Here is a 24382-nt window from a genome sequence, read left to right on the forward strand (position 1 = left end):
GTCCCTCCTTAGATAACCTCATTTTTAGGAACCTTTAACATTACTTATCTTCGTTTAAGCCCTTTTCTAACGCTTTCCACGCTAATGTTGCACATTTAATACGTGCAGGGAACTTGCATACGCCTTGTAATGCTTCAATATCTCCTAAATCGATGCTGTCATCGTACTCTTTTCCTAGCATCATGTCAGAGAAAATTTTCGAAAGCTGAAGTGCTTCTTCAATTTTCTTACCTTTTACTGCTTGTGTCATCATTGAAGCTGAAGACATTGAGATTGAACATCCTTCGCCTTCAAACTTCGCCTCTTGCACAATACCTTCTTCTACTTTCATCGTAAGTTGAATACGATCGCCGCAAGTTGGATTGTTCAAGTTAACGGTAACACTATCTTCTAACACGCCATGGTTACGAGGATTTTTGTAATGATCCATAATAACTTGACGATATAACGTATCTAAATTATTAAATGACATTTGTGAAATACTCCTTTGTCTTGATTAGCGATTCAACAAATGTATCAATTTCTTCTTTTGTATTATATAAATAGAAGCTCGCACGTGCTGTTGAAGAAGCTTTTAGCCACTTCATAAGCGGTTGTGCACAGTGATGTCCTGCGCGAACTGCAATGCCTTCTACATCTAATACAGTCGCTACATCGTGAGGATGTACGTCTTCAATATTAAATGTAACAAGACCAGCGCGATGCTTTGGACCATAAATTGTAACGCCATCTACTTCTGATAGTCTTTCTAAAGCGTATTGCGCTAATTCATGCTCATGCTTTTCAATATTATCAAGACCGATTTCTTCTAGGAAATCAATTGCCGCACCAAGTCCGATTGCATTACCGATAATCGGTGTACCCGCTTCAAACTTCCACGGAAGCTCTTTCCAAGTAGATTCTTGTAAATCTACGAAATCAATCATTTCACCACCAAATTCAATTGGCTCCATATTGTTTAGCAATTCTTTCTTACCATATAATACGCCGATACCTGTAGGTCCGCACATCTTATGAGCAGATAATGCGTAGAAATCACAGTTTAAATCTTGTACATCCACTTTCATGTGAGGTGTACTTTGTGCACCATCAACGACCATAATTGCTCCGTTTTCGTGTGCGATTGCTCCGATTTCTTTTACAGGGTTAATCGTTCCAAGTACGTTTGATACTTGCATAATAGAAACGATTTTTGTATTCGGTGTAACAGTTTGACGAACATCTTCTAAAGAAATTGTACCGTCTGGTTGAAGCGGAAGGTATTTCAAAGTTGCGCCAGTTTTCTTCGCAACTTGTTGCCACGGAATGATGTTACTATGGTGTTCCATGTAAGAAATAACGATTTCATCGCCTTCTTTTACATTTTCAAGGCCATAGCTAGCCGCTACTGTATTTAATGCAGTTGTCGTTCCGCGCGTGAAAATAATCTCTTCCATTGATTTCGCGTTAATAAACTTGCGAACTTTCTCACGTGCACCTTCATACGCGTCGGTAGCTTTCGTACCGAGCGTATGAACACCGCGATGCACGTTAGAATTATATTCTTTATAGTAACGTTCTAACGTTTCAATGACTTGAATTGGTTTTTGAGAAGTTGCTGCACTATCGAAATAAACAAGTTGTTTGCCGTTCACTTTTTGATCAAGAATTGGAAACTGTTTGCGTATTTCATGAATATTCATTAGCGAACTTTCCTTTCAATTACCTCAACAAGCTGTGCTTTTACTCCTTCAATTGGAAGCTCATTTACTACAGGTGCTAAGAATCCATGGATGACTAAACGTTCTGCTTCGCGTTTTGGAATACCACGGCTCATCAAGTAGTATAATTGGTACGGATCTACGCGGCCTACTGAAGCTGCGTGACCTGCCATAACATCATCTTCATCAATTAAAAGAATTGGGTTCGCATCACCGCGAGCTTTCTCGTCTAACATAAGAACGCGAGAAGATTGTTGTGCATTTGATTTAGATGCACCGTGTTCAATCTTACCAATTCCATTAAAGATAGATGTTGCACTATCTTTTTGTACACCGTGTTTTAAAATCCAACCTTCAGAGTGTTTACCGAAGTGAACAACTTTAGTTGTAAAGTTTTGTGTTTGGTTACCACGGCCAATTGTTACTGTTTTCGTATCAGCATATGAACCGTCGCCCATTAAGTTCGTAACGTTCTCTGAAATTGTGTTTCCGTCATTCATAAGGCCTAGAGCCCAATCAATGCGGCCGTCGCGTCCAACAACACCGCGGCGGTTAACGTAAGTTGTTACGTCTTTTGCTAATAGATCAACCGCACCGAATTTCACTTGTGCGCCTTGTTCCACAATTACTTCTGCTACGATATTTGCAATACCTTTAGCATTTTCATTTGCAACATAGTTTTCTACATAAGTTGCAGTACTGTTCGCATCAGCTACGAATAATACGTGGTTATATACGTTAGCTTCTTCGCCGTCTACTAAGAATACAGCTTGAAGTGGAGTTTCAAGAACAACGTTTTTCGGAACATATACGAATGCACCGCCGTTGATTAATGCAGCATGAAGTGCAGTTAGACGATGCTCGTCTACTTTCACGCCGTCTTTCATTAAATACTTTTGTAGTAGTTCAGCATGCTCTGTTGCAGCTGTTACGATATCTGTGAAAATAACACCTTTGTCTTTTGCTTCGTCTGCTAAAGAAACGAACGCAGTTGTACCAGTACGTTGCACTAATACGCTGTTATTTTCATCGATTAAGTTTTTCACTGCTTCTGGAAGCTCTGTTAAAGAACTTACAGGCTCTTGCTTAGCAGCGTCGCCTTTTCCGATAAAGTCCCATTTTTCAATTTTCGTTTTATCAGGCGTTGGCATTGGAAGTTCTGTTGCTTGTGCAAGAGCTTGTAAGCGGAACTCAGTCAACCAAGCAGCTTCGTTTACTTCGCTTGCGCGTTGACGGATTGTTTCTTGATCGAAAGGTAATGTACCGATTGTCATGTTTATGCTCCTCTCTTACGCTTCTTGCTCTGTTGTTTCGTCTTCAATACCTAATTCTTTTTTAATCCAGTCGTAACCTTCAGCTTCTAGACGTTGTGCAAGCTCAGGGCCACCAGATTTAACGATACGACCGTTCATCATAACGTGAACGAAGTCTGGTGTGATGTAGTTTAATAAACGTTGGTAATGCGTAATCATTAGGCAACCGAACTCTTCGCCGCGCATTTGGTTAATACCTTTAGATACAACTTTTAATGCATCGATATCAAGACCTGAGTCGATTTCATCTAAGATTGCGATTTTTGGCTCAATCATCATTAATTGAAGAATTTCGTTACGCTTTTTCTCTCCACCAGAGAAACCTTCGTTTAAGTAACGTTGTGCCATTTCTGGATCCATTTCTAGGAATTCCATGTTTTTATCTAATGTACGGATAAATTTCATAAGAGAAATTTCATCGCCTTCTTCACGACGTGCGTTAATTGCAGAACGTAAGAAGTCAGCGTTTGTTACTCCGCTAATTTCACTTGGATATTGCATTGCTAGGAATAGACCCGCTTGTGCGCGCTCGTCTACTTCCATTTCTAATACATCTTCACCGTCAATGATGATGCTACCTTCTGTTACTTCATACTTTGGGTGACCCATAATTGCAGAAGATAAAGTTGATTTACCTGTTCCGTTAGGTCCCATAATTGCGTGGATTTCTCCACCTTTTACTTCAAGGTTTACACCCTTTAAAATTTCTTTGCCGTCAATTGATACGTGTAAGTCTTTAACCGTTAATGTAGAACCAGCCATCTCAATACCTCCATTAATCCTATATATACATTTTAAAAATTCCTAAAACGTTCATATTCTCATTTTATTCTCATTCTAATTTTATATCAAATAAAATGATATCGCAAACGACGAAAAAAAGTAACCGTTTTTTCACAAATGTATATAAGTATTTCCTTTACATCTTTCTATGATACACCTTTCTTCTTATTTATATAAAGAAAAAAGGACTGGTAATTCCCCAGTCCTTTCCTTATATTTATTCACTTACCGGAAGTACAGCACCTTTATATTCTTTATTAATAAAATCTTGAATTTCTTTTGAATGCAGTACTTCTACTAGCTCTTTAATTTCTTTTTTCTTCTCATCACCTTTACGAACTGCAATGATGTTTGCATACGGAGAGTCTGCTCCTTCAATCGCAATTGCATCCTTCGTTGGATTTAATTTTGCATCAATTGCATAGTTCGAATTAATGAATAAAGCATCTCCCTCATTATTTTCATACAACTTCGGTGAAAGTCCAGGTTCAACATCTGTTTTAAATTTTAAGTTTTTCGGATTTTCGACTACATCTTTTACTGTCGCCTTAACCACATCTACACCATCTTTAAGCTTAATCACGCCGCCTTTTTGTAACAATGCTAACATACGGCCTCGCTCCGCTACATTATTACTCATAATAACTGTCCCGCCATCTGGTAAGTCTTTTAAGCTTTTATATTTCTTAGAATAAATGCCCATCGGCTCTAAATGAATTTTTCCTGCGTTTACAATTTTATATCCCTTTTCTTGGATTTCTTTATCTAAGTAAGGAATGTGCTGGAAGTAGTTCGCATCAATTTCCTTATCCGCTAACGCTTTATTCGGCAACACATAATCTTGGAATTTTTTAATTTCTAATTTAATACCCTTTTTCTCTAATATCGGCTGTGCCTTTTCTAAAATAACAGCGTGTGGCACGTTAGAAGCTCCAACAACAAGCTTATTCTCATCTTTCCCTCCGCAAGCAGCTAATGTAAATACAGACAGCGCTGTAACAACTGACAATAGAATCTTTTTCATATGATGTCCCCTTCTCCCCAATAGTTATGTAGTTATGAAAAAGAGCTGGCATCAGACCAGCCCTTTTCAGCAATTATTCTTTTACAGGAACAACTGCCCCTTTATATTCTTTATTAATGAAGTCTTCAATTTCTTTAGAATGTAATACTTCTACAAGAGCTTTAATCTCTTTCTTATCTTTATCGCCTTTACGAACAGCTACTATGTTTGCGTACGGTGAATCATTTCCTTCAATTGCAATGGCATCTTTTTCCGGATTTAACTTTGCATCAATTGCATAGTTAGAGTTAATTAAAACAGCATCGCCTTCTTTATTGTTATACACTTGTGGCAATAAACCAGGCTCGATATCCGTTTTGAATTTTAGATTTTTCGGATTATCTGCAATATCTTTTGGAGTTGCTTTAACTGGATCTACCCCATCTTTAATTTTTAAAATGCCTTCTTTTTGTAAAATTGCTAAACCACGTCCATGGTCAGCAACAGAATTACTCATAATGATTGTTGCTCCGTCCGGAAGTTCTTTTAAGCTCTTATATTTTTGAGAATATACACCAATTGGCTCTAAATGAATTTTTCCTGCTACTTCAAAGTCATACTTTTTATCTTTAATTTCTTTTTCTAAATACGGAATGTGCTGGAAGTAGTTTGCATCTAAATCCTTATCCGCTAACGATTTATTTGGTAATACGTAGTCTTGGAATTTTTTAATTTCTAACTCAATTCCTTTTTTCTCAAGTAACGGTTTTGCCTTTTCTAAAATTTCAGCGTGCGGTACGTTAGAAGCACCAACAACAAGTTTCTTTTCATCTTTATCTTTCCCGCCACAAGCAGCTAAACCAAAAATTGAAGTTGAAATAAGTGCCGTAAGTAATAATTTTTTCATTTGAAACATCCTCCCGTTTTTTATTATCGTTTATCTATTCGAGTCGTTAAACTATCACCAATCCACTGAATTAAAAATACAACTAGTAATACACAAATTGTCGCAACGATTGTTACATCGTTATTCCCTCTCTGGAATCCTTCTAAGTAAGCAAGTGTTCCAAGACCACCAGCACCAACAACTCCCGCCATTGCTGTATAGCCTACTAAAGCAATTGTCGTAACTGTAATACCAGATACTAATGCTGGTAACGATTCTGGAATCAATACTTTTAAAATAATTGTGCTTGTTTTTGCTCCCATTGCTTTTGAAGCTTCAATTACACCTTTATCAATTTCGCGAAGTGCGATTTCAACCATTCTCGCGTAGAATGGTGCCGCTCCAATAATTAAAGCTGGCAGCGCTGCACTTGCTCCAAGAATTGTTCCAAGAAGAATCTTTGTGAATGGGATTAATAAAATAATTAAAATGATGAACGGTATAGAACGGAATATGTTTACGAATGCTCCAATCACCGTATTAATTGATTTGTTTTCCCATAAATTATCTTTCGCTGTCATGAAGAGTAACAATCCTAAAATTAGTCCTAAAACAAATGTCGCAAGAGCTGCGATTGCCGTCATATATAACGTTTCACCAGTTGCTTCTAACATTTGATTCCAATCAACATTTGCGAGTAACTTATCCATGTGCAATCACCTCCAGCTCTACTTGATCTTGATGAATTCCTTCTATTGCTTGCTGGATCGCTGTTTCCTCACCATTTAAATGAACAACTAAACTACCGTAAGAACCGTTATTCGTTTGTGCGATATTTCCTTGCAAAATGCTAACTTCTATATCACTGCGTTGCATCAATCGTTGAAGCACTGGTCTTTCTACAGCCTCACCGATAAACTGCAAACGAATCACTTTTCCATCTGGATATTTTTCAATTAAACTTTCAATCGTTTCATTTGTATCTTCAGAATCTGTTAACTGCTGTACAAATCGTTTCGTAATATCTTGCTTCGGATTACGGAATACATCAAGTACTGGACCCGTTTCTACAATCTTTCCTCTCTCCATTACTGCCACTCGATTACAAATCTTTCGAATTACGTGCATCTCATGTGTAATGAGTACAATTGTTAAACCAAGGCGCTTATTAATGTCTAATAGTAAATCCAAAATTTGATCTGTCGTTTCTGGATCAAGAGCTGACGTTGCTTCATCACATAAAAGTACTTGTGGGTTGTTAGCTAATGCTCTTGCAATCCCAACGCGTTGTTTTTGTCCCCCGCTCAGCTGAGATGGGTACGCGTCTCCTCTTCCTTCTAATCCAACAAGATGAATTAATTCATCAACACGTTTTCTTCTCTTCGTTTTATCAACACCTGCAATTTCAAGTGGAAACTCTATATTTTCACGTACAGTTCGTGACCAAAGTAAATTGAAGTGCTGAAAAATCATTCCGATTTCTTGCCTTGCCTTACGAAGTTCACTTCCTGTAATTGCTGATATAACACGATTCGCAATTGTAATTTGGCCAGAAGTCGGTTTCTCTAACTGATTAAACAATCTGATTAAAGAACTTTTCCCAGCGCCGCTATATCCGATAACACCAAATATTTCGCCTTTTTCTATTTTTAAATTGGCGTTATCTACAGCAGTGACATCACCGCTTTTCGCCTTATATATTTTCTTTACATTCTCTAACAGAATCATGATGTTCACCCCTTTTTTGTTTAGATAGACCTCGCAATTTTTATTTTTGATGCGTGTAGTCCACCGTTATAACTACTTTTATTATTTGAATGTCCTCCACATTCAAACAATAAAAAAACCTTTCTGCTTTAGAGAAGCAGAAAGGTTTATATGCGTATATAACAACATTATCCCTCTCTCTCATCTCTCAAAGCATTCGCTTTGCAGGAATTGGCACCATTTCAACATAAGTTGACGGTTGCCGGGCTTCACAGGGCACAGTCCCTCCACCTCTCTTGATAAGAGAAATCAGATTCAATTTTCGTCTGATTTGAAATTTATGAAATTGTCTATATTTTATGACTTGAATTGTATCAATATACACTCACCATGTCAACAGAAATTTTCGTAAAAAATGAAACTTCAGAATTTTAAGCACCTACTGACATCGGTTTACATATATGAAACATCGATTCCACTAATAACATCGTTCGGTACGTTCCTGAATATTGTACACGTCCATCATTCATTAACATTTGCAATCGTACATTTCCATTCACCAATTGTTCTATATCCTTTTCGTCTAAGCAAATGATTTGTTCCGTTCCTCTTTCCTCATGTACCAGCTCTATATAATCTCTTGAAATTTGTAACGAACAACTTTCATCTCTAAAGCGGAAATTAACAGTTTTTTCTTCTTGTCTTAAAAGTGGTTCTAAATGATATTGACCATTAGCGTAATTTACAAATGATTGAAGCAAAGAATATAATCTCACCCTAAATCACATCCTTCATATCACTTTCTATTACATACCATTCCCTCTCACTAAAGAGCAATCCTGTTATTTTCGCTCGACAAATACTGTATCCATCCTGCATCTCGACATATTTCCCAAGAAATATGTCGAGGCGGCAAAAATTTTGCCGCCTACTTTAATTCCGTATATAAATATTCAACCGAATGAAATGCATATATCTTCTTCATCAGTGTCCCATTTTCAAAAACAAGTAAACAAGGTACACTTTCAATCCCATACTCTTTCGCTAAATGCGGAGCATAATTTAAATCTAACATCCCAATTTTGAGGCCTTCAATTGTCATCTCAACGACTGTTAACATCTTTTTTGCTAATTGGCATGTTCCACACATTGGAGTATATACATATAACACTGTTTTTTCTTCATTCTCTATTAGGGCTGTAGCTTCGGCTCCTGTCCAATCAATCACTTCTATCATTCCTTACCGTAAATATTCTGTATAAACGTCAATGTCGGCTCCCCATAATACATTTGCTAAGTGTGTAGATGGCGCAGTTGCCACTTCTCGGTACGAGCGATCAATATAGATATGCTCGGCTTGCGGAAATTCTTTTCGAAATTGTTTCCTTAACTTTTCTCCAGCATCATCAGCATCCACTAGCACATACACTTCCTTATCAAAAAACTGATCAACGAGCTCATCCATTTTCGACAAACCAATTGTACCATTTGTACAAACAATTTCCACTGGTTCACGAATAATAGATTCAATCTTTCTTCTATCTGATGTACCTTCTACAATAATGACTTTTTCCACATAAATCATATGTCATCACCCGATCACCATATACTATACAACCTTGAACTTAGTATATAGTATATTCGTTATTTTCATGTTGTTTCCTGTTTATTTTTGCAAAAGAAAAGCGAAACCGACTGTTTAGCCCTGTTGGCTAAGGTTCTTCCGTACAGAAGACGCTTTTTGTCTTCTCGTGCGGAAGGTTCTTAGACATGAAGGGCTAGGAGTTGGAGCTAGACAATGAAAAGCGCAAGCGGCTCATTTAGATTGTGAGGGGGATGGAGCTTCTGACGTAGAGGCGCTTTTTGCCTTGTAGGAAGAAGCGAAGCCACCGAACAATCTAGTCGCTGGAGCTAGACAACGAAAAACAAAAACGGCTAGACCTGCATAAAGATTAAACGAAAAAGTTTTTTCAAAAAACGTTCTCCTACACGATAATTAGTATATGATTCTACATTCATTATTTTACACAAAATAAAAAAGGACAGCACAAAGGCTGTCCTTTAGTCGACTATAATTAGTCTTGGTTTGTCATTTCTGCATATTTTTCTGCAGTTAATAACTTCTCAACTTGGCTTGCATCAGAAAGTTCAACTTTAACCATCCATGCACCCTCGTATGGAGATTCGTTAACAAGTTCTGGTTGGTCACTTAATTCTTCGTTTACTGCTACAACTTTACCGCTTACAGGTGCGTATAACTCAGAAACTGTTTTAACAGATTCTACGCTTCCGAATGGCTCGTCAGCTTCGATTGTTGCACCTACTTCAGGAAGTTCAACGAATACGATATCACCTAGCTCACCTTGTGCAAAGTGAGTGATACCGATAACAACTTCATTACCTTCAGTTTTTACCCATTCGTGTTCTTCAGAGTAACGTAAATTATTTGGAATGCTCATGACTGTACCTCCAGTGAATGTATTAATTATGTAAAAATACCTTATTGGTACTTTTTCCACACACTTTCAAACTGCTCTTCGTTAAAACCAAGTGTTACATTCGTTCCATCTGTTACAATTGGACGTTTGATCAACATGCCATCAGATGCTAAAAGCTCATACATTTCGTCTTCGCTTGCATCTTTCAACTTATCTTTCAGACCAAGTTCACGGTAACGCATTCCACTTGTATTAAAGAATTTTTTTAATGGTAATTCACTTTTTTCATGTAAATTACGTAAATCTTCTTTTGATGGTGGATTTTCAACAATATGAATCATCTCATATGCTACATCGTTTGCCTCAAACCATTTCTTTGCCTTTTGACATGTGCCACACTTTGGATATGAATAAAATGTTACTGTCATAAATTCACCTACTTTTTTACTAACCTTTACCTTTATCATATAGAAAACGTTTTATTATTTCAAACCATTATTCGCTAAACTTTTACTTATTTCGTGATAATTTTTAATAATCCTGCGAATTTTTCTTATTTTTCCGCCATTTGTTAAGAAAAAAATAAATATATAAATTTTTTTAGATTCTGCACCAAACATATATCTTAAACAAGTGTTTGATTAATTTCTTATTTTTCTTTGTTAACCTTTGAACTACATGAGTTTCTTTCTACCGAACATACAGCTTAAACAAACGTTTGATTAATTCTCCATTTTTCTTTGTTAACCTTTGAGCTGCATCGATTTCTTCCTACCGAACATACAGCTTAAACAAACGTTTGATTAATTCTCCATTTTTCTTTCTTAACCTTTGAACTACATGAGTTTCTTTCTACCGAGCATACAGCTTAAACAAACGTTTATTTTTAAAAAATAAGAAGCCTTTTTTACAGGCTCCTTCATCATCGACTTAAGTAATCCGAAATGGTTTGAAATACGACTATATACATATTATGAATATTTCGATCGGAAACAGTATCATTATATAATCCCATACCCCAATATTGACCTTCAGGGTTCCCCATATTTACAAACCCTTGCGTATACGTCATCGTTTTATCCTTCGGGGTATTATCATAATCTAAATCCTTGTTAGTAAAAATTAAATACGGTCTATCTTGCAAACCAATAAAAAATACCGGCTTCTTTAACGATAAAAATAAGTCCGTATACTGCTCCTTTGATGCCTCTTTAAAGTATTCTTTCATAACGAAAAAACCATCAACTTTTGCTGATTTCTCCTGCATTTCTTCTAACTTTATACTTTCAAACTTTACATTCCTAAACGTATCTTTCGGCTTTTCTCCAACAACTCCAATTACGAGTGCTCTTCCGTTATATTCTAATTTTTCTCCTTCGTTATTCTTTGCACACCCAGCACCTACTAGGCATAACAATATAAAAACTAAAAAATATGATAAACGCTTCATTTAGCACCCTCACCCTTCTTTTTAGTCAAGTGACAAAAACGTAAGGTTAATTCAAGAAAATGTAAGTAAAATCGATAGCCCAATTCACGTTTCTATATTATAATCAATTGAATTTACTTACATTACTAAACATAGGAGATCAACATGAAGAAATTTAAACTTTCATCTTTTCTTCCGTTAAGTTATATACTTCTACTCGTACTCGTAAGTCCCCTTTACGACGTATTAAATAAATCGACTGTTCACGCAGTAGACGTTACAACTGTAGTAGATGATTGGATTCCATTTGTAAAAGCATTTATTATTCCTTATTTACTTTGGTTTCCATACTTATACGGCGCACTTATTTATTACTGCTTCGCTGACCGAAAGCAATATTATGTCACTTTAAGCAGTGTTATTTTTGGAAAGCTTGCTTGTTTTTCTATTTATTATTTTTGGCAAACAACTGTACCGCGTCCGACTGTCGTTGGAACAGATGTATTTTCTGAACTAGTTCGCTATATTTATAGTATCGATCAACCGGTAAACTGTTTCCCTAGCATTCACGTTCTTACTACATTTGTAATTATGTTAGCTGCCTTTAAGCGTAGAGAGCAACATGCTTTTGAATATTACATCCTTACTTTCTTCGGTACACTTATTATTTTATCAACGCTATTTACGAAGCAACATGCCTTTGTAGATGCCGTTTCTGGAATGACACTCGCAAGCATACTATACTTCGGCGTTCAACTCTTATTGGCCAAAGAATCAATAAGAGTTCCAGTAAAACAAAATCATAGAATGTAACATGAAAAAAAAGCAGACTGTGGCTTCTCAGTCTGCTTTTATCTATTATTAAGGAGATGTTCAATTTAAGATTGCGGTACAGTCATATCACCAGAATGAATACGACCTGCTTTTTTAAGAGCAATGTAAAGTATATAAGAAACAGCTACTGGAATGACGATATAAGTAATTACCATCGCCGGGAGAACTTCCCATCCTTCGCTGGAAATTAAATTAATTGGTGCGATAAGAGAACTTAATCCAAGACCTGCAATTTCTTTTCCTGCTTCCAGTTGGAAAATTAATGCGGATACCGGACCGACTATAGCACTGGCGACGACAGTTGGGACGAGAATCATTGGATTTTTAGTGATATTTGGCAACTGTACTTTCGGAGTACAAAGAGCTTGAGCTAATATGCCACCTAAATTGTTTTCTTTTGCTGAGATGACAGAGAATCCGATAAACTGAGCAACGCATCCGGCAAGAGCTGCACCACCTGCAACACCGTCTAAGCTAAGTGCGATCGCTAACGCAGCTGATGAAGCTGGAGAGATAAGTAATAGTCCCCAAACTACTGCAATGACGATAGAAGCGATAAACGGGCTACCAGCTGAGCTATCTTTAATGAACGCTCCAACTGCATTTAAAACAGGAGTAATATTATGAGATAACCAAATACCAACTAAACCAGAACCTAATATGGCCGCAAATGGAACGAGCATCATATCTAAAGCAGTTTTTCCACTTAAACGTTTACCAATATATACAGCTAAAGTTGCTGTTAATAATGCACCGATTGGCTCACCTGTTTTAATAATTAGACCAGCTTCAGTAATTGAAATGGATCCGGCACCAATCGCTCCGGCTACCATCGCCGAGAAGATTACAAGACCGTTTGCACCGAGCATAAAAGCAATTCCTGCACCAATTGCCGGTGCCATTAGTGATTTTGCAACAACTCCGATTGTAATAAGTAATGGTATATCAACAATTCTTCCTATATTTTCGATTAGTAAACCAATTCCGAGGGATACGAAAATACCTTGTGCGATACCAGCAGATGCTTTAAATACACGAGACATTATATATTCCTTCATTTGTTTCACCTTCTCCTATAAGTTAGTAACCAATTGTTTTCATATAATCACGTAAAATATCGTTTGATTTTGCGAATCGAGATTCTTCATCCTCTGTTAAATTGAGTTCTACAACTTCTCTTATACCGTCTCTAGTAATAATAGCTGGTACTCCTGTACAAATATCATATTCACCGTACTCACCATCTAAAATGGCTGATACAGCAATGACACGGTGATCATCATTAAAGATTGAGCTTGCAATATATGCTAGAGAATTTCCGATTCCGTAATAAGTAGTTCCTTTACGTTTATAAATTTCCCATCCGGCTTTTGCAGTTTTCTCAACAATTCCATCTAAATCTATTTCTCCAAATCGTTCTTTTTGTTCTTCTAAAATTTGCAGAATTGGCTTTCCACCAACAGTTACATGAGACCAAGCAACCATTTGAGAATCACCATGTTCTCCTAATGAATACCCATGAATACTACGAGGGTCTACATGTAGCATTTCAGATAAAATTGTTCTTAAGCGAGAAGAATCTAGTGATGTACCAGTACCGATTACGCGATTTCTAGGTAATCCAGATAATTTCCAAACTTGATATGTAATAATATCAACTGGGTTCGATGCAAGTAAGAAAATACCATCAAATCCACTCTCCATTACGCCACCAACAACACTTTCCATAATCTTCGCACTCGCTCCTAAAGTATCTAAGCGACTTTGCCCTGGTTTTGGTGCTGGTCCTGCTGTAATAATGACAATGTCCATATCTTTGCAGTCTTCATAGCTTCCTGCATATACTTTTGTTCTTGTATTTGTAAAGTTAATGCAATGTGATAAATCCATTGCTTCCCCAACTGCACGTTCATGATTTATATCAATTAATAATAGCTCTTCGCAAATACCTTGATTCACAATAGAATACGCACAACTTGATCCAACTAATCCAGTACCGATAATTGCAATTTTTCTTGTATGTCTTTTCATAGCAATCTCTCCTAATTGATCATATAATCTATTTCTTTTGTTCTTTACAATCCTAATTATAGAGGTTCTCACGATAGAAACCATGGATACTTTGTGAAATATTGAACAAAGTTTTTGTCCTTTTTGTGAATTGTTATATTCCATTTTCGTCATATTTGTTACAACTGGAAAAATATTTATTATGTATTTATTGACATATACAAAAAGAAAACGAGCGAATAAATTCGCTCGTCTTCTTTTTCCTGTTATTCCGCACTTAATTGACTTTTTAATTGCTGTACAATCATTGGATTAGCAGGTGCTGCCGGTTTGTAATAACTCTTTTGCTTTGCATACTCATACATATTACGTTGGCGCGCCTCGTCTTGATTACGAATTTGAATTAACGTTTGATGTAACTGTTCATTATCAGACTGAGCAATATAATTTGCATAGCTTGTTAAACTTGCATTTAATCCTGCTAAATAATCATTTACCATATCTTTTTCATTCATTTTCCGCTTCCTCCTATCCTAGGAAAGTCATTAATTGCTGTTTCGTATTTCGTGCATCTTGCGCATCTTTTTGTAGCATTTGTTTCAGTTGTGGATCTGTACACGTCTGTGCATACTGCTCCAACTTGTTAATAATTGTTGCGTGTCCACCAATTAAATGACGTAAATTTTCTACTTCAAGCTCTGTTAAGTTTTGCATATAACATACCCGCCTTTCTTTGTTCATTCATCATTAGTATTTGGTTCTTTTTGGATTGTATTCATCAACTTTTCCCACATATAAACAAAATAAAAGATGAATAGCTAGGCCATTCATCTTTTATGCTAAATATTCATTCAATTTTATAAAGAAACAATCATACTTATACTCACAAGTAGGTTCCATACAATATGTAAAATGATGCTAGGTAAAATAGATTGTGTTTTCTTATATAACATAGCAAATACAATCCCCATAATCATTGCCGTAACCGGAAAACCACCATGAAGAATCCCAAAGATAAAGGAAGAAATAATGATACCAACTAGAAAACTATATTTCTTTTCAAAAAATCGATACAAAATACCTCTATATAAAATTTCTTCTTTAATTGGTGTAATTATAGCAACACTTAACACATATATAATACTTTGTAGACTATTTTGAAGTCCTAAGCTCCCTAATTGATCTCGTTGCTGCTCTGCACTTTCAAAGCTAAACAACTCTAACATTACATACTGAGTTAATGCAATGATGATAAAACCTATTAATAAATACAAGTAGGTTTTCCCATTTTTTAAAATAGATACATCCCATATGTTCTTAATAAAATGAAGCACTGGTTTATACGCAAATAAAACAATAGTAACAACAGCTGCATCAAATAGAAGTAAATAATATCCCTCTAAATTAGCACGTAATACCTCTTCTCCAAAAATTCCAAGGGCTAAAGCAAGGAATAATCCCCCTAAGAGTGAGAACCCTAGAATGCTAGCAATCGTTACAACTAGATTTTTATATGTTATGTTATCTACTTCTCTTTCTGCATTATACGCGTCTAATACTGTTTTTCTCATACTATTCCTCCATTTGTTTTCATTACCTTAACAAAAACCTTTAATACAAATATATAGATAATATAACAATTTTTTCAAAAAGAATAATATGCAATTTTACATATCATGAAAGCTTTGTATTATATAGTTTTTGGAATTAGATTACTATAGAATAATTATTAGATGAAATTCCAAAAATTTCTTATCTATCCACCATAACTCTCGCATCATATAAAATTTATTAGTTAAAGGAGCAATGAACATGAAAACACATGACTTCCTTACAGAAATCCAGAAGGGCTCTGAGCCTAGTCCATATCAAGATCCTATTGCTTTTATTTTCGTTTGCCTTTCCGTAGCTATATACACATTTTTCAAACCTACTAAATAATATCATGTAATGAGAAAAAGCCTACCGCTCTTTTCGAATCATATGCACTAAAAAACCTTAGAATCACTTCTAAGGTTTTTGTTTGCCTCGTTTCTTATTCACGTAATCCTTTAATAAACGTTTCCAATAATACATGTAAACTTATATCCAGATCTAACGGCAAACCAAATCCGCCTTGCTGTTCAATCGAAGCAAATCCATGACAAATACTTCTGAATCCGCGTGTCGCATGAAGTGCATTCTCTCCTTCTAAGCCATACTGTTGTAAAACTCGAAGACAAAGCTTTACAATTTCGTCACCTGCTTTTCTTACTTCTTCATCTCGTAAAAAAGTTGCTTCATATAGTCCAGGATGTTTTCGGACAAATGCTACATACGCTTCTCCTAATGCATGAATTACTTCATCCATCTGTTTATCCTCGGCCGCTTCTTCCAGTTTGTTATGCAGCTGTTTTATTCCGTAAATACCAAGATTTTTCCGTACATCTTGTAACCCTTTTACATGATTATATAGTGAGGGCGAACGTATCCCTAACCTTTGCGCTAATGAAGCTAACGTTACTTCTTGTATTCCATTTGTATCTGCAATTTCTGCAGCTGTTTCTACAATTTTCTGCAATGTAAGTCCGATTCTCGGTGACATAAATTACCCCTCTTTCTTACTTTCTATATTCCGCTTCGCTTCCTTAATAGAAAGCTCTATGACGGCCCCTGGATTCTTTATCATTTTTCCGTGCCCTGCCGCAAGCAAGGAAGGTTCATATTCGCTTAGCTTCTGTGCACTTTGTAATGATATTTCTTTGCTCCACGTTGCCATCGCTGGAAACGGAAACCAAAATTTCATTTGTCCCGAAACAGCCATACCTCCTCTTGTTTGAAATGCATCCCCAACAATAAGAGCTTTATTTCGTACATCAAGAAACGACATGGATCCTGGTGTATGTCCCGGTGTCATAATTGCAAGAAGCGATCCAACTCGGTCGCCATCTTCTAATAAAACATCAGGTACCGTTTTTACTTTTTTAGGTACACCGCCTTTTATCGGTATATTCGGTTCATCCTTTTGTAACGTCGTATCTCCTTCTAACAGCTTTGCGTCCCGCTTAGAAATATGGACTGGAACATGAGGAAGTACTTCCTTTAATGCATCTAATGCACCGATGTGATCATCATGCGCATGTGTTAATACAATCTTAGTAATTGGTTTTCCTATTTTCTCAGCCGCCTGTAAAATACCTTTTGCGCTATATGGCAAAGCCGCGTCAATTAAAGTTAAACCATCATCTTCCTCTACAAAGTAACAATTTACAGGAAACGCTCTTGGCAAAAATGACAATTGATATAACGTTTTTTCATGTATCATCCTCATAGTCCCATCTCCCTTTTCACGAAAACTAATACCATTAGTTTTATTATACTAATGGTATTAGTTTTATGTCACTAAAAATTTCTTTTTTTCAAAAAAAAGAACAGTAGCCGTATAAACGACTACTGTTCTTTAAAGATATTAAACTGTGTAACGCTCATCTTCTAAAATTTTCGCAGCGATTTCACGTTTCTTCGGAATTACGTTAAGTGGTGTGTGGCGAGTTAATTTACGTAATGATGATAACATCATGCGCAGCATGTCGCCGTTTTCAACTGCGATAAGTGTTTCTTTCGCATCTGCTTCGATTTCGTTAAATGCTTCTTGGCAGAATACTTCAGTGTATAACACTTTTTGTTTATTCTTTTCAAGACCAGTTGTTTTGATTGCTTTTTCTGTACGAAGAACAGCTGATTCCATTGCGTATAGGTTGCTTACGATGTCAGCGATATTCACAAGAATTTCTTGCTCTTTATCTAATGCTTTACCGTATTTTTGAGCAGCTAATCCAGCTACCATTAAGCCTATTTTCTTCGCATTAGTTACTAAATACTTTTGAAGTGCTAATGGCTCATCGCCTACTTCTTCTGGCATCATCATCATTAACTCTTCTTGTAATTTTTGTGCTTTTTGAAGAAGTGGTAATTCACCTTTCATCGCTTTACGTAAGAACGTACCTGGTACGATTAGGCGGTTAATTTCGTTCGTTCCTTCGAAAATACGGTTAATACGAGAATCGCGGTACATTCTTTCAATCTCGTATTCTGCCATAAATCCGTAACCACCGTGAATTTGAACACCTTCATCTACTGTATAGTCTAATACTTCAGAACCGAATACTTTATTTAAAGAGCACTCGATTGCATATTCAGCGATAGAAGCTGCTACCGCTTTACCGTCTTTTACTTCTTCTTCAGATAATGTGCTCATGCGGCTTTCGAATAAACCTACTGTACGATATACAGAACTTTCAGCTGCATATGTTTTTGCTGCCATATTCGCAAGTTTCTCTTGAATTAATGGGAAGCGAGCGATTGGTTGCTTGAACTGTTGACGTTGGTTTGCATATTGTGCTGAAATTTCTACTGCACGTTTTGCAGATCCAACTGTACCAACACCTAATTTATAACGACCGATATTTAAAATGTTGAATGCGATAATATGACCTTTACCGATTTCACCAAGTAGGTTTTCTTTCGGTACTAACGCATCTTCTAAAATTAACGTACGAGTTGAAGAACATTTAATACCCATTTTCTTCTCTTCAGGGCTTGTAGATACACCAGCGTATTCTTTCTCTACGATAAATGCTGAGAAATGCTCTCCATCAATTTTTGCATATACAACAAATACGTCAGCGAATGCAGAGTTTGTAATCCACTGTTTTTCACCGTTTAATACATAATGTGTACCTTCTGCATTTAAACGTGCAGTTGTTTTTGCGCCTAATGCGTCAGATCCTGAACCTGGCTCAGTTAATGCGTATGCAGCTAATTTTTCACCAGTTGCAAGTAATGGTAAATACTTTTTCTTTTGCTCTTCGTTACCGAATAATACGATTGGTAAAGATCCGATACCTACGTGAGCACCGTGAGTGATTGCAAAGCCGCCAGCGCGAGAGAATTTCTCTGCGATTAACGCTGAGCTTACTTTATCAAGACCAATCCCACCGTACTCTTCTGGTACGTCAGCGCCTAATAAACCAAGCTCCCCAGCTTCTTTTAAAAGACGAACTGAACGATCAAATTCATGTTGCTCTAAATATTCAAGCTCTGGAAGAACTTCATTTACGATAAAGTCCTCTGTCGTTTTTGCAATCATTTTATGCTCAGATGAAAAATCTTCTGGCGTAAACACTTGATCAATCGTAATCTCATCAACTAAAAAGCTACCGCCTTTAACCGCATTTCCTACTGTTTTTTCCATGAAAATTTCCTCCTTCATATTTTCATGAGCAGCTTCTCTCTTTTTGAAAGAAGCTGGCTCTCCCGTTTATTTTTTATAAACCTTTGTTGCTTCCATTCTTTGCTTTAGCGTCGTCTCGTTCTAAGCGAACCGCTTCCACTTTTTTTATAGTAATTCAAACACTCCCGCTGCTCCCATTCCGCCGCCAATACACATTGTTACGATACCGAATTGTTCGTTGCGGCGTTTCATTTCGTGAATAAGAGATAGTGTTAGTTTTGCTCCTGTACAGCCAAGTGGATGTCCAAGTGCGATTGCACCACCGTTTACGTTTACTTTTTCTTCATCTAAACCAAGTTCACGAATAACTTGGATCGATTGAGAAGCAAATGCTTCGTTTAGTTCGAATAAGCCAATATCAGATAGCTCTAAGCCAGCTAGTTTTAACGCTTTTGGAATTGCAGCGATTGGGCCGATTCCCATTACTTCTGGTGGTACGCCAGCTACTGCAAATGAACGGAATTTCGCAAGTGGCTTCATGCCATCGCTCACTGCTTTTTCACGATCCATTAATAGTACAGATGCTGCACCGTCACTCATTTGTGAAGAGTTACCAGCTGTTACAGAACCGCGAACGTTAAATGCTGGACGTAATTTACCTAAAATGTCTAGCGTCGTCTCTGCTCTTACACCTTCATCTTGTGCGAAAATGATTGTTTCTTCTTGCAGTTTATTGTTTGAGCCAACCGAGCGTAACGTCACATCTACAGATACTGTTTCATCAGCAAAGTTTCCTGCCGCTAATGCTTTGGCAGCACGTTGATGACTTCTTACTGCAAATGCATCTTGCTCTTCACGAGAAATTCCATATTTCACAGCAACTTGCTCTGCTGTATGTCCCATACCCATATAATATTCCGGAGCCGCTTCTACAAGGCGACTATTCGGACGAACAACGTGTCCCATCATTGGAACTAAACTCATTGATTCCGCTCCGCCTGATAATACAGCTTCAGAGTGACCAAGCATAATGCGCTCTGCTCCGTAAGCGATACTTTGTAAACCAGAAGAACAGTAACGGTTAATTGTAATAGCTGGAACATCGTAAGAAAGTCCTGCTAGTCCGCCGATATTACGAGCCATATTTAAACCTTGTTCTGCTTCTGGCATCGCACAACCGAAAATTAAATCATCGATTGGTCCTTCATAATTTGCACGCTTTAACGTTTCCTTTACTACTAACGCCCCTAGATCGTCAGGACGAACTGTTTTTAATGAACCCCTCTTTGCTTTTCCAATTGGTGTTCTTGCTCCCGCAACAATGACAGCTTCTCTCATGAACGATATCTCCCCTCGTTATTAGTTACGTAATGGCTTTCCTTTTACAAGCATGTGCTGCATTCTTGCTTGTGATTTCATCTCACTTACTAAGCTAATAAATGCTTCACGTTCTACATCTAATAAATACTGCTCATCAACTTCTGTTCCGTACGGCACTTTTCCGCCCGCAATGACATATGCAAGTTTCTTCGCAATGTGAAGATCATGTTCAGAAATGTAACCTGATAAATGCATTGCTTCTGCACCAAGTACAAGAGTTGCATATCCTGTTTCACCAACAACTGGTATCTTTTTACGAATCGGTGCTTTATAGCCAGCTTCATATAAAGCAAGTGCTTTCTGTTTCGCATCATATAGTAAGTGATCACCATTCACACTAATACCGTCTTTATCGCCTAAGAAGTTGTTCGATACAGCTTCTTGTGCTGATGTAGAAACTTTCGCCATCGCTACAGATTCGAACACTTTATTCGCAACTTTTTGCAGATCAAACTCTACACCGTTTGGCATTTTATTTAAGTGTTTAATGTATAGCTCTTTATTACCGCCTCCGCCAGGGATTAAGCCAACACCAACTTCTACTAAGCCCATATACGTTTCACTAGAAGCTTGAATGCTAGCTGCTGGTAAGCAAACTTCTGTACCTCCGCCAAGCGTCATACCGTATGGTGCTGCTACAACTGGCTTAGAAGAGTACTTAATTTTCGTCATTGCATCTTGGAAGTTTTTCACAACCAACTCAATTTCAAAGTAATTGTCGTCTTGTGCTTCCATTAAGATCATTGCTAGGTTCGCACCAACGCAGAAGTTCTTCGATTGGTTACCGATAACAAGACCTTTATAATTCTTTTCTACTTCATCAACAGCGTAGTTAATCATTTGCGTAATATCCATACCGATTGCATTGCTCTTCGAATGGAACTCTAAGCAAAGGATGCCGTCGCCTAAATCAATTAAGCTCGCTCCGCTATTTTTCTTTAATACACCATTTTTCGCTTTTAATTGCTTAAGAGAAATTGCTTTTTTATTACGCTCGATTAGCTTATATTCGCCATTATCGTAATAGTAGCTATCGCCGTTATCATGTTTATAGAAAGTAGTGAAACCTTTCTCTAACATTTCTTTCACCCAAGTAGGAACGACTACGCCGTTTTCTTCCATCTTTTGAACAGATTTTTCAACGCCGATTGCATCCCAAACTTCAAACGGTCCTTGCTCCCAGCCGAAGCCCCACTTCATCGCTTGGTCAATTGCAACGATATCGTCAGCAATTTCTTTATGAAGTTTTGCAGAGTATAAAAGAGTTGGTGTAATGATGTTCCATAATAACTCTCCTGCGCGGTCTTTTGCGTATACAAGCGCTTTCAATTTATTCGCTAATCCTTTTTCTTGTTTACTTAACTCTACGGATGCAGCTTTTAATTTTTTACGCGCTTCATATTCCATCGTTTCAGGATTTAGTTCTAAAATTTCTTTTCCTTGTTTTAAGAAGAAGCCTTGACCTGTTTTGCTTCCAAGCCATTTTTTATCAAGCATGGCATGCATGAAAGCTGGTACTTTAAATACATCACGCTCTTCTTCTTGTACGTTTTCATATACGTTATTTGCAACGTGTACGAATGTATCTAAACCGACAACATCTAATGTACGGAACGTTGCACTCTTCGGACGACCAATTAATGGACCTGTTACAGAATCAACTTCCCCAATGCTGTAGCCGCGTTTTATCATCTCTTGAAGAGTTACTAATAAACCGTACGTACCGATGCGGTTTCCAATAAAGTTTGGTGTGTCTTTTGCGATAACAACGCCTTTTCCAAGAACGTCTTCGCCAAATAGTTTCATGAAGCTTAATACTTGTGGATCTGTTTCTTTCGTCGGTATTACCTCTAGAAGTTTTAAATATCGTGGTGGGTTAAAAAAGTGTGTGCCTAAGAAGTGTTTCTGGAAGTCGTCTGAACGACCTTCTGCCATTTTTTCAACTGAAATACCTGACGTATTCGAGCTTACAATAGAACCTGGTTTACGAACAGCGTCTACTTTTTCAAATAATTTCTTTTTAATATCTAAGTTTTCAACTACTACTTCAATAATCCAATCTACATCAGCAAGAAGCTCAAGATCATCTTCTAAGTTACCTGCTTCAATCAGTGCTAGATTTCCTTTCACTGTCAGAGGAGCTGGTTTTTGCTTCAATAGTTTCTGTACAGCCGTATTACTAAAACGATTTCTCACACTTTTATGTTCTAATGTAAGTCCCTTCGCTTCCTCTTCTTTCGTAAGCGCAGGTGGTACAATATCAAGCAATAATGTCGGAATACCAATATTAGCTAAGTGTGCCGCAATTCCCGAACCCATTACGCCTGAACCTAGAACAGCAGCCTTTTTAATTTGGAACATCCAATTCTCCCCCTATTCTTGAATGAATGCTCATTCAATTTTTCGACATAAGTCGCAATCAATGAGTGAGCCTCTACTAATAAATATATGATACTGTTTAAATTTTCGCAATATATTTATTGATAAAATTTTCTGAAATAAATATTTTTCTTTCATTTGGCTATGCTATACATGTGTATTTTCTTTGTTTAAATGCACTTTTCCTTTTTATAATCTGACGAAACTGGAGGAATATATATGGCAAAACTTAAGAAGAACCCTTCAAATGCTGGAATTAGTGCAGCTAGTGTAACTGGAAACGCAGGTCCACATAATCAAGGTGTTGAAAAAGGACGCCAAGGTAATAACCAACAATATAAGAAGCATAATATGGGCGAAAAATAACGCTATATTTTTGGGCAGAGAACGTGGCATAATGATTAATGGCTGCTTTTTCTGCCCAATTTATTTGTACATATGGAAAACAAAAGAGGGAACGATGATGAAACGAACAATAGTTATGATTGTAATGATTGCTACACTATTTACAGGGATGATTTTCTTCTCTTATGCACAAAGGCAACAAGCTGTAAGAGCTGATCAACCTAACATTACTGGGCAATATGGGATTACAATCGATGCAAACACAGGTGAAATTTTGTATGGGAAACGCGAAGACGAACGTTCTTATCCGGCTAGTATAGCCAAAATGATGACAACCCTTCTTTTACTAGAGAATGTAAAAGAAGATGAAGAAATTACGGTTACAGAAAATGCAATTAAAACAGAAAGTCAAAGCAAGAAAATTAAACTTCGTGCTGGAGAAAAATTAAAGCGTGATGAGGCATTAAAACTTATGCTTATCATTAGTGCAGATCCAATAGCTGAATCAATTGCAGAACATATCGCAGGATCAAAAAATGAATTTGTGAAAATGATGAATGCTAGAGCAAAGGAACTTGGTACAAAGCATGCAACTTTCAAGAACGCAAGTGGTGCTGATGCAATTGGGAATAAAGTATCACCATATGACATTGCTATTATTACGAAAGAAGCATTAAAGTATCCAGTTGTTTTAGAATATATGAATTCAACACGTACAACTCTACATACTTCAGAACGCTCTCCAAACATCGCAAACTATGGACGAGAAGAACTATATGACGATCCATATGCGATTGGAAGTAAAAGCGGTCTATCAGCACTCGGCAAATATACAGTCGTAACAGTGGATGAAAAAGACGGTAAACGCGTCATTAACGTCGTATTATCTTCTACTCGCGCGCAACTATATCCTGATACGAAAAAAATGGCGCATTACGCATTTCAGCAATTAAAATAACCAAG

The 24382-nt window shown here is 37.0% G+C and carries 27 protein-coding genes and 1 riboswitch; of the genes, 3 read left to right on the top strand and 24 right to left on the bottom strand.

What is annotated here, in order from left to right; genetic code table 11:
* Positions 1 to 40: 40 nt before the first annotated feature.
* The 14 genes from sufU to QCI81_RS11945 all read right to left on the bottom strand — a co-directional run bounded on the left by sufU (position 41) and on the right by QCI81_RS11945 (position 11280).
* Entirely contained in the window at positions 41 to 472 is a 432-nt protein-coding gene (sufU, locus tag QCI81_RS11880) for a Fe-S cluster assembly sulfur transfer protein SufU (RefSeq protein ID WP_000009523.1), read from the bottom strand.
* Positions 462 to 1682: a cysteine desulfurase SufS gene (gene sufS, locus QCI81_RS11885; protein ID WP_001020767.1), complete on the bottom strand. Its 1221-nt coding sequence runs from the start codon at positions 1680 to 1682 to the stop codon at positions 462 to 464. Before sufS ends, sufU begins: the two co-directional genes overlap by 11 nt.
* A complete protein-coding gene (gene sufD / locus QCI81_RS11890) occupies positions 1682 to 2974 on the bottom strand; it encodes a Fe-S cluster assembly protein SufD (RefSeq protein WP_000152173.1) in 1293 nt (430 codons plus the stop codon). The genes sufS and sufD overlap by 1 nt, the downstream gene beginning before the upstream one ends.
* A gap of 15 nt (positions 2975 to 2989) precedes the next feature.
* Positions 2990 to 3775: a Fe-S cluster assembly ATPase SufC gene (sufC, locus tag QCI81_RS11895; RefSeq protein ID WP_000929163.1), complete on the bottom strand. Its 786-nt coding sequence runs from the start codon at positions 3773 to 3775 to the stop codon at positions 2990 to 2992.
* A 238-nt stretch (positions 3776 to 4013) separates the two neighbouring features.
* Positions 4014 to 4820, bottom strand: a complete 807-nt coding sequence (gene metQ, locus QCI81_RS11900; protein WP_000722397.1) for a methionine ABC transporter substrate-binding lipoprotein MetQ — start codon at positions 4818 to 4820, stop codon at positions 4014 to 4016.
* Between the two features lie 73 nt (positions 4821 to 4893).
* Entirely contained in the window at positions 4894 to 5706 is an 813-nt protein-coding gene (gene metQ, locus QCI81_RS11905; RefSeq protein WP_000735081.1) for a methionine ABC transporter substrate-binding lipoprotein MetQ, read from the bottom strand.
* Positions 5707 to 5729: 23 nt separating this feature from the next.
* A complete protein-coding gene (locus tag QCI81_RS11910; RefSeq protein WP_000359401.1) occupies positions 5730 to 6395 on the bottom strand; it encodes a methionine ABC transporter permease in 666 nt (221 codons plus the stop codon).
* On the bottom strand, positions 6388 to 7413 hold the full coding sequence (locus QCI81_RS11915; RefSeq protein WP_071731087.1) for a methionine ABC transporter ATP-binding protein: 1026 nt from the start codon (positions 7411 to 7413) through the stop codon (positions 6388 to 6390). Before QCI81_RS11915 ends, QCI81_RS11910 begins: the two co-directional genes overlap by 8 nt.
* A gap of 177 nt (positions 7414 to 7590) precedes the next feature.
* Positions 7591 to 7698: riboswitch (SAM riboswitch) on the bottom strand.
* A gap of 125 nt (positions 7699 to 7823) precedes the next feature.
* A complete protein-coding gene (locus QCI81_RS11920; RefSeq protein WP_001242140.1) occupies positions 7824 to 8168 on the bottom strand; it encodes a hypothetical protein in 345 nt (114 codons plus the stop codon).
* Positions 8169 to 8320: 152 nt separating this feature from the next.
* Complete coding sequence (locus QCI81_RS11925) at positions 8321 to 8629, bottom strand: thioredoxin family protein (RefSeq protein WP_002025020.1); 309 nt, start codon at positions 8627 to 8629, stop codon at positions 8321 to 8323.
* A gap of 3 nt (positions 8630 to 8632) precedes the next feature.
* Complete coding sequence (locus QCI81_RS11930; protein ID WP_000640870.1) at positions 8633 to 8977, bottom strand: toprim domain-containing protein; 345 nt, start codon at positions 8975 to 8977, stop codon at positions 8633 to 8635.
* A gap of 490 nt (positions 8978 to 9467) precedes the next feature.
* Positions 9468 to 9851, bottom strand: a complete 384-nt coding sequence (gene gcvH, locus QCI81_RS11935; protein WP_000026896.1) for a glycine cleavage system protein GcvH — start codon at positions 9849 to 9851, stop codon at positions 9468 to 9470.
* A 41-nt stretch (positions 9852 to 9892) separates the two neighbouring features.
* Positions 9893 to 10258 (bottom strand): arsenate reductase family protein, encoded by a 366-nt coding sequence (locus tag QCI81_RS11940; protein ID WP_000218968.1) that lies wholly within the window; start codon positions 10256 to 10258, stop codon positions 9893 to 9895.
* Positions 10259 to 10752: 494 nt separating this feature from the next.
* Positions 10753 to 11280 (bottom strand): hypothetical protein, encoded by a 528-nt coding sequence (locus QCI81_RS11945; protein ID WP_000826910.1) that lies wholly within the window; start codon positions 11278 to 11280, stop codon positions 10753 to 10755.
* 144 nt (positions 11281 to 11424) lie between these two features.
* Here QCI81_RS11945 and QCI81_RS11950 point away from each other — a divergent pair, with 144 nt between their 5' ends.
* A complete protein-coding gene (locus QCI81_RS11950) occupies positions 11425 to 12072 on the top strand; it encodes a phosphatase PAP2 family protein (protein WP_000713773.1) in 648 nt (215 codons plus the stop codon).
* Positions 12073 to 12137: 65 nt separating this feature from the next.
* On the opposite strand, the gene QCI81_RS11955 is transcribed toward QCI81_RS11950, so the two are convergent.
* From QCI81_RS11955 to QCI81_RS12000, 10 genes are all read right to left on the bottom strand, one after another.
* Positions 12138 to 13151: a PTS sugar transporter subunit IIC gene (locus tag QCI81_RS11955; protein ID WP_000666168.1), complete on the bottom strand. Its 1014-nt coding sequence runs from the start codon at positions 13149 to 13151 to the stop codon at positions 12138 to 12140.
* 22 nt (positions 13152 to 13173) lie between these two features.
* The gene (locus tag QCI81_RS11960) at positions 13174 to 14124 is read right to left on the bottom strand and encodes an L-lactate dehydrogenase (RefSeq protein WP_061457847.1); all 951 of its coding nucleotides are present in this window, start codon (positions 14122 to 14124) and stop codon (positions 13174 to 13176) included.
* A 245-nt stretch (positions 14125 to 14369) separates the two neighbouring features.
* On the bottom strand, positions 14370 to 14618 hold the full coding sequence (locus tag QCI81_RS11965; protein WP_001002981.1) for a spore coat protein: 249 nt from the start codon (positions 14616 to 14618) through the stop codon (positions 14370 to 14372).
* 13 nt (positions 14619 to 14631) lie between these two features.
* The gene (locus QCI81_RS11970; protein WP_001180555.1) at positions 14632 to 14817 is read right to left on the bottom strand and encodes a hypothetical protein; all 186 of its coding nucleotides are present in this window, start codon (positions 14815 to 14817) and stop codon (positions 14632 to 14634) included.
* A 143-nt stretch (positions 14818 to 14960) separates the two neighbouring features.
* Positions 14961 to 15674: a CPBP family intramembrane glutamic endopeptidase gene (locus QCI81_RS11975; RefSeq protein ID WP_001232991.1), complete on the bottom strand. Its 714-nt coding sequence runs from the start codon at positions 15672 to 15674 to the stop codon at positions 14961 to 14963.
* Positions 15675 to 16138: 464 nt separating this feature from the next.
* Positions 16139 to 16687: a TetR/AcrR family transcriptional regulator gene (locus tag QCI81_RS11980; protein WP_098361537.1), complete on the bottom strand. Its 549-nt coding sequence runs from the start codon at positions 16685 to 16687 to the stop codon at positions 16139 to 16141.
* Between the two features lie 3 nt (positions 16688 to 16690).
* Positions 16691 to 17413: an MBL fold metallo-hydrolase gene (locus tag QCI81_RS11985; protein ID WP_098852448.1), complete on the bottom strand. Its 723-nt coding sequence runs from the start codon at positions 17411 to 17413 to the stop codon at positions 16691 to 16693.
* 138 nt (positions 17414 to 17551) lie between these two features.
* Positions 17552 to 19336, bottom strand: coding sequence for an acyl-CoA dehydrogenase family protein (locus QCI81_RS11990; protein ID WP_000416293.1), 1785 nt, complete (start codon positions 19334 to 19336; stop codon positions 17552 to 17554).
* 144 nt (positions 19337 to 19480) lie between these two features.
* Positions 19481 to 20653, bottom strand: a complete 1173-nt coding sequence (locus tag QCI81_RS11995; RefSeq protein WP_001206331.1) for an acetyl-CoA C-acetyltransferase — start codon at positions 20651 to 20653, stop codon at positions 19481 to 19483.
* A gap of 21 nt (positions 20654 to 20674) precedes the next feature.
* Positions 20675 to 23056, bottom strand: coding sequence for a 3-hydroxyacyl-CoA dehydrogenase/enoyl-CoA hydratase family protein (locus QCI81_RS12000; protein WP_353810752.1), 2382 nt, complete (start codon positions 23054 to 23056; stop codon positions 20675 to 20677).
* 237 nt (positions 23057 to 23293) lie between these two features.
* Here QCI81_RS12000 and QCI81_RS12005 point away from each other — a divergent pair, with 237 nt between their 5' ends.
* Together QCI81_RS12005 and QCI81_RS12010 are read left to right on the top strand one after the other, a co-directional pair.
* Positions 23294 to 23440: a YuzL family protein gene (locus tag QCI81_RS12005; protein WP_353810753.1), complete on the top strand. Its 147-nt coding sequence runs from the start codon at positions 23294 to 23296 to the stop codon at positions 23438 to 23440.
* A 97-nt stretch (positions 23441 to 23537) separates the two neighbouring features.
* A complete protein-coding gene (locus tag QCI81_RS12010) occupies positions 23538 to 24377 on the top strand; it encodes a D-alanyl-D-alanine carboxypeptidase family protein (RefSeq protein WP_353810754.1) in 840 nt (279 codons plus the stop codon).
* The last annotated feature ends 5 nt before the right edge of the window (positions 24378 to 24382 follow it).

The sequence above is a fragment of the Bacillus cereus group sp. MG20 genome (assembly GCF_040459885.1).
Classification (GTDB): Bacteria; Bacillota; Bacilli; order Bacillales; family Bacillaceae_G; genus Bacillus_A; species Bacillus_A cereus.

Coding starts and splice junctions, on each gene's coding strand:
- QCI81_RS11975 (WP_001232991.1), bottom strand. CDS start 15,674: ATGAGAAAAACAGTATTAGACGCGTATAATGCAGAAAGAGAAGTAGAT.
- metQ (WP_000735081.1), bottom strand. CDS start 5,706: ATGAAAAAATTATTACTTACGGCACTTATTTCAACTTCAATTTTTGGT.
- QCI81_RS11930 (WP_000640870.1), bottom strand. CDS start 8,977: ATGATTTATGTGGAAAAAGTCATTATTGTAGAAGGTACATCAGATAGA.
- QCI81_RS11960 (WP_061457847.1), bottom strand. CDS start 14,124: ATGAAAAGACATACAAGAAAAATTGCAATTATCGGTACTGGATTAGTT.
- QCI81_RS11925 (WP_002025020.1), bottom strand. CDS start 8,629: ATGATAGAAGTGATTGATTGGACAGGAGCCGAAGCTACAGCCCTAATA.
- QCI81_RS11970 (WP_001180555.1), bottom strand. CDS start 14,817: ATGCAAAACTTAACAGAGCTTGAAGTAGAAAATTTACGTCATTTAATT.
- sufU (WP_000009523.1), bottom strand. CDS start 472: ATGTCATTTAATAATTTAGATACGTTATATCGTCAAGTTATTATGGAT.
- sufD (WP_000152173.1), bottom strand. CDS start 2,974: ATGACAATCGGTACATTACCTTTCGATCAAGAAACAATCCGTCAACGC.
- QCI81_RS11945 (WP_000826910.1), bottom strand. CDS start 11,280: ATGAAGCGTTTATCATATTTTTTAGTTTTTATATTGTTATGCCTAGTA.
- QCI81_RS12000 (WP_353810752.1), bottom strand. CDS start 23,056: ATGTTCCAAATTAAAAAGGCTGCTGTTCTAGGTTCAGGCGTAATGGGT.
- QCI81_RS11915 (WP_071731087.1), bottom strand. CDS start 7,413: ATGATTCTGTTAGAGAATGTAAAGAAAATATATAAGGCGAAAAGCGGT.
- QCI81_RS12010 (WP_353810754.1), top strand. CDS start 23,538: ATGAAACGAACAATAGTTATGATTGTAATGATTGCTACACTATTTACA.
- gcvH (WP_000026896.1), bottom strand. CDS start 9,851: ATGAGCATTCCAAATAATTTACGTTACTCTGAAGAACACGAATGGGTA.
- sufC (WP_000929163.1), bottom strand. CDS start 3,775: ATGGCTGGTTCTACATTAACGGTTAAAGACTTACACGTATCAATTGAC.
- sufS (WP_001020767.1), bottom strand. CDS start 1,682: ATGAATATTCATGAAATACGCAAACAGTTTCCAATTCTTGATCAAAAA.
- QCI81_RS11990 (WP_000416293.1), bottom strand. CDS start 19,336: ATGGAAAAAACAGTAGGAAATGCGGTTAAAGGCGGTAGCTTTTTAGTT.
- QCI81_RS11980 (WP_098361537.1), bottom strand. CDS start 16,687: ATGTCACCGAGAATCGGACTTACATTGCAGAAAATTGTAGAAACAGCT.
- QCI81_RS11950 (WP_000713773.1), top strand. CDS start 11,425: ATGAAGAAATTTAAACTTTCATCTTTTCTTCCGTTAAGTTATATACTT.
- QCI81_RS11910 (WP_000359401.1), bottom strand. CDS start 6,395: ATGGATAAGTTACTCGCAAATGTTGATTGGAATCAAATGTTAGAAGCA.
- QCI81_RS11965 (WP_001002981.1), bottom strand. CDS start 14,618: ATGAATGAAAAAGATATGGTAAATGATTATTTAGCAGGATTAAATGCA.
- QCI81_RS12005 (WP_353810753.1), top strand. CDS start 23,294: ATGGCAAAACTTAAGAAGAACCCTTCAAATGCTGGAATTAGTGCAGCT.
- metQ (WP_000722397.1), bottom strand. CDS start 4,820: ATGAAAAAGATTCTATTGTCAGTTGTTACAGCGCTGTCTGTATTTACA.
- QCI81_RS11940 (WP_000218968.1), bottom strand. CDS start 10,258: ATGACAGTAACATTTTATTCATATCCAAAGTGTGGCACATGTCAAAAG.
- QCI81_RS11995 (WP_001206331.1), bottom strand. CDS start 20,653: ATGAGAGAAGCTGTCATTGTTGCGGGAGCAAGAACACCAATTGGAAAA.
- QCI81_RS11985 (WP_098852448.1), bottom strand. CDS start 17,413: ATGAGGATGATACATGAAAAAACGTTATATCAATTGTCATTTTTGCCA.
- QCI81_RS11955 (WP_000666168.1), bottom strand. CDS start 13,151: ATGAAGGAATATATAATGTCTCGTGTATTTAAAGCATCTGCTGGTATC.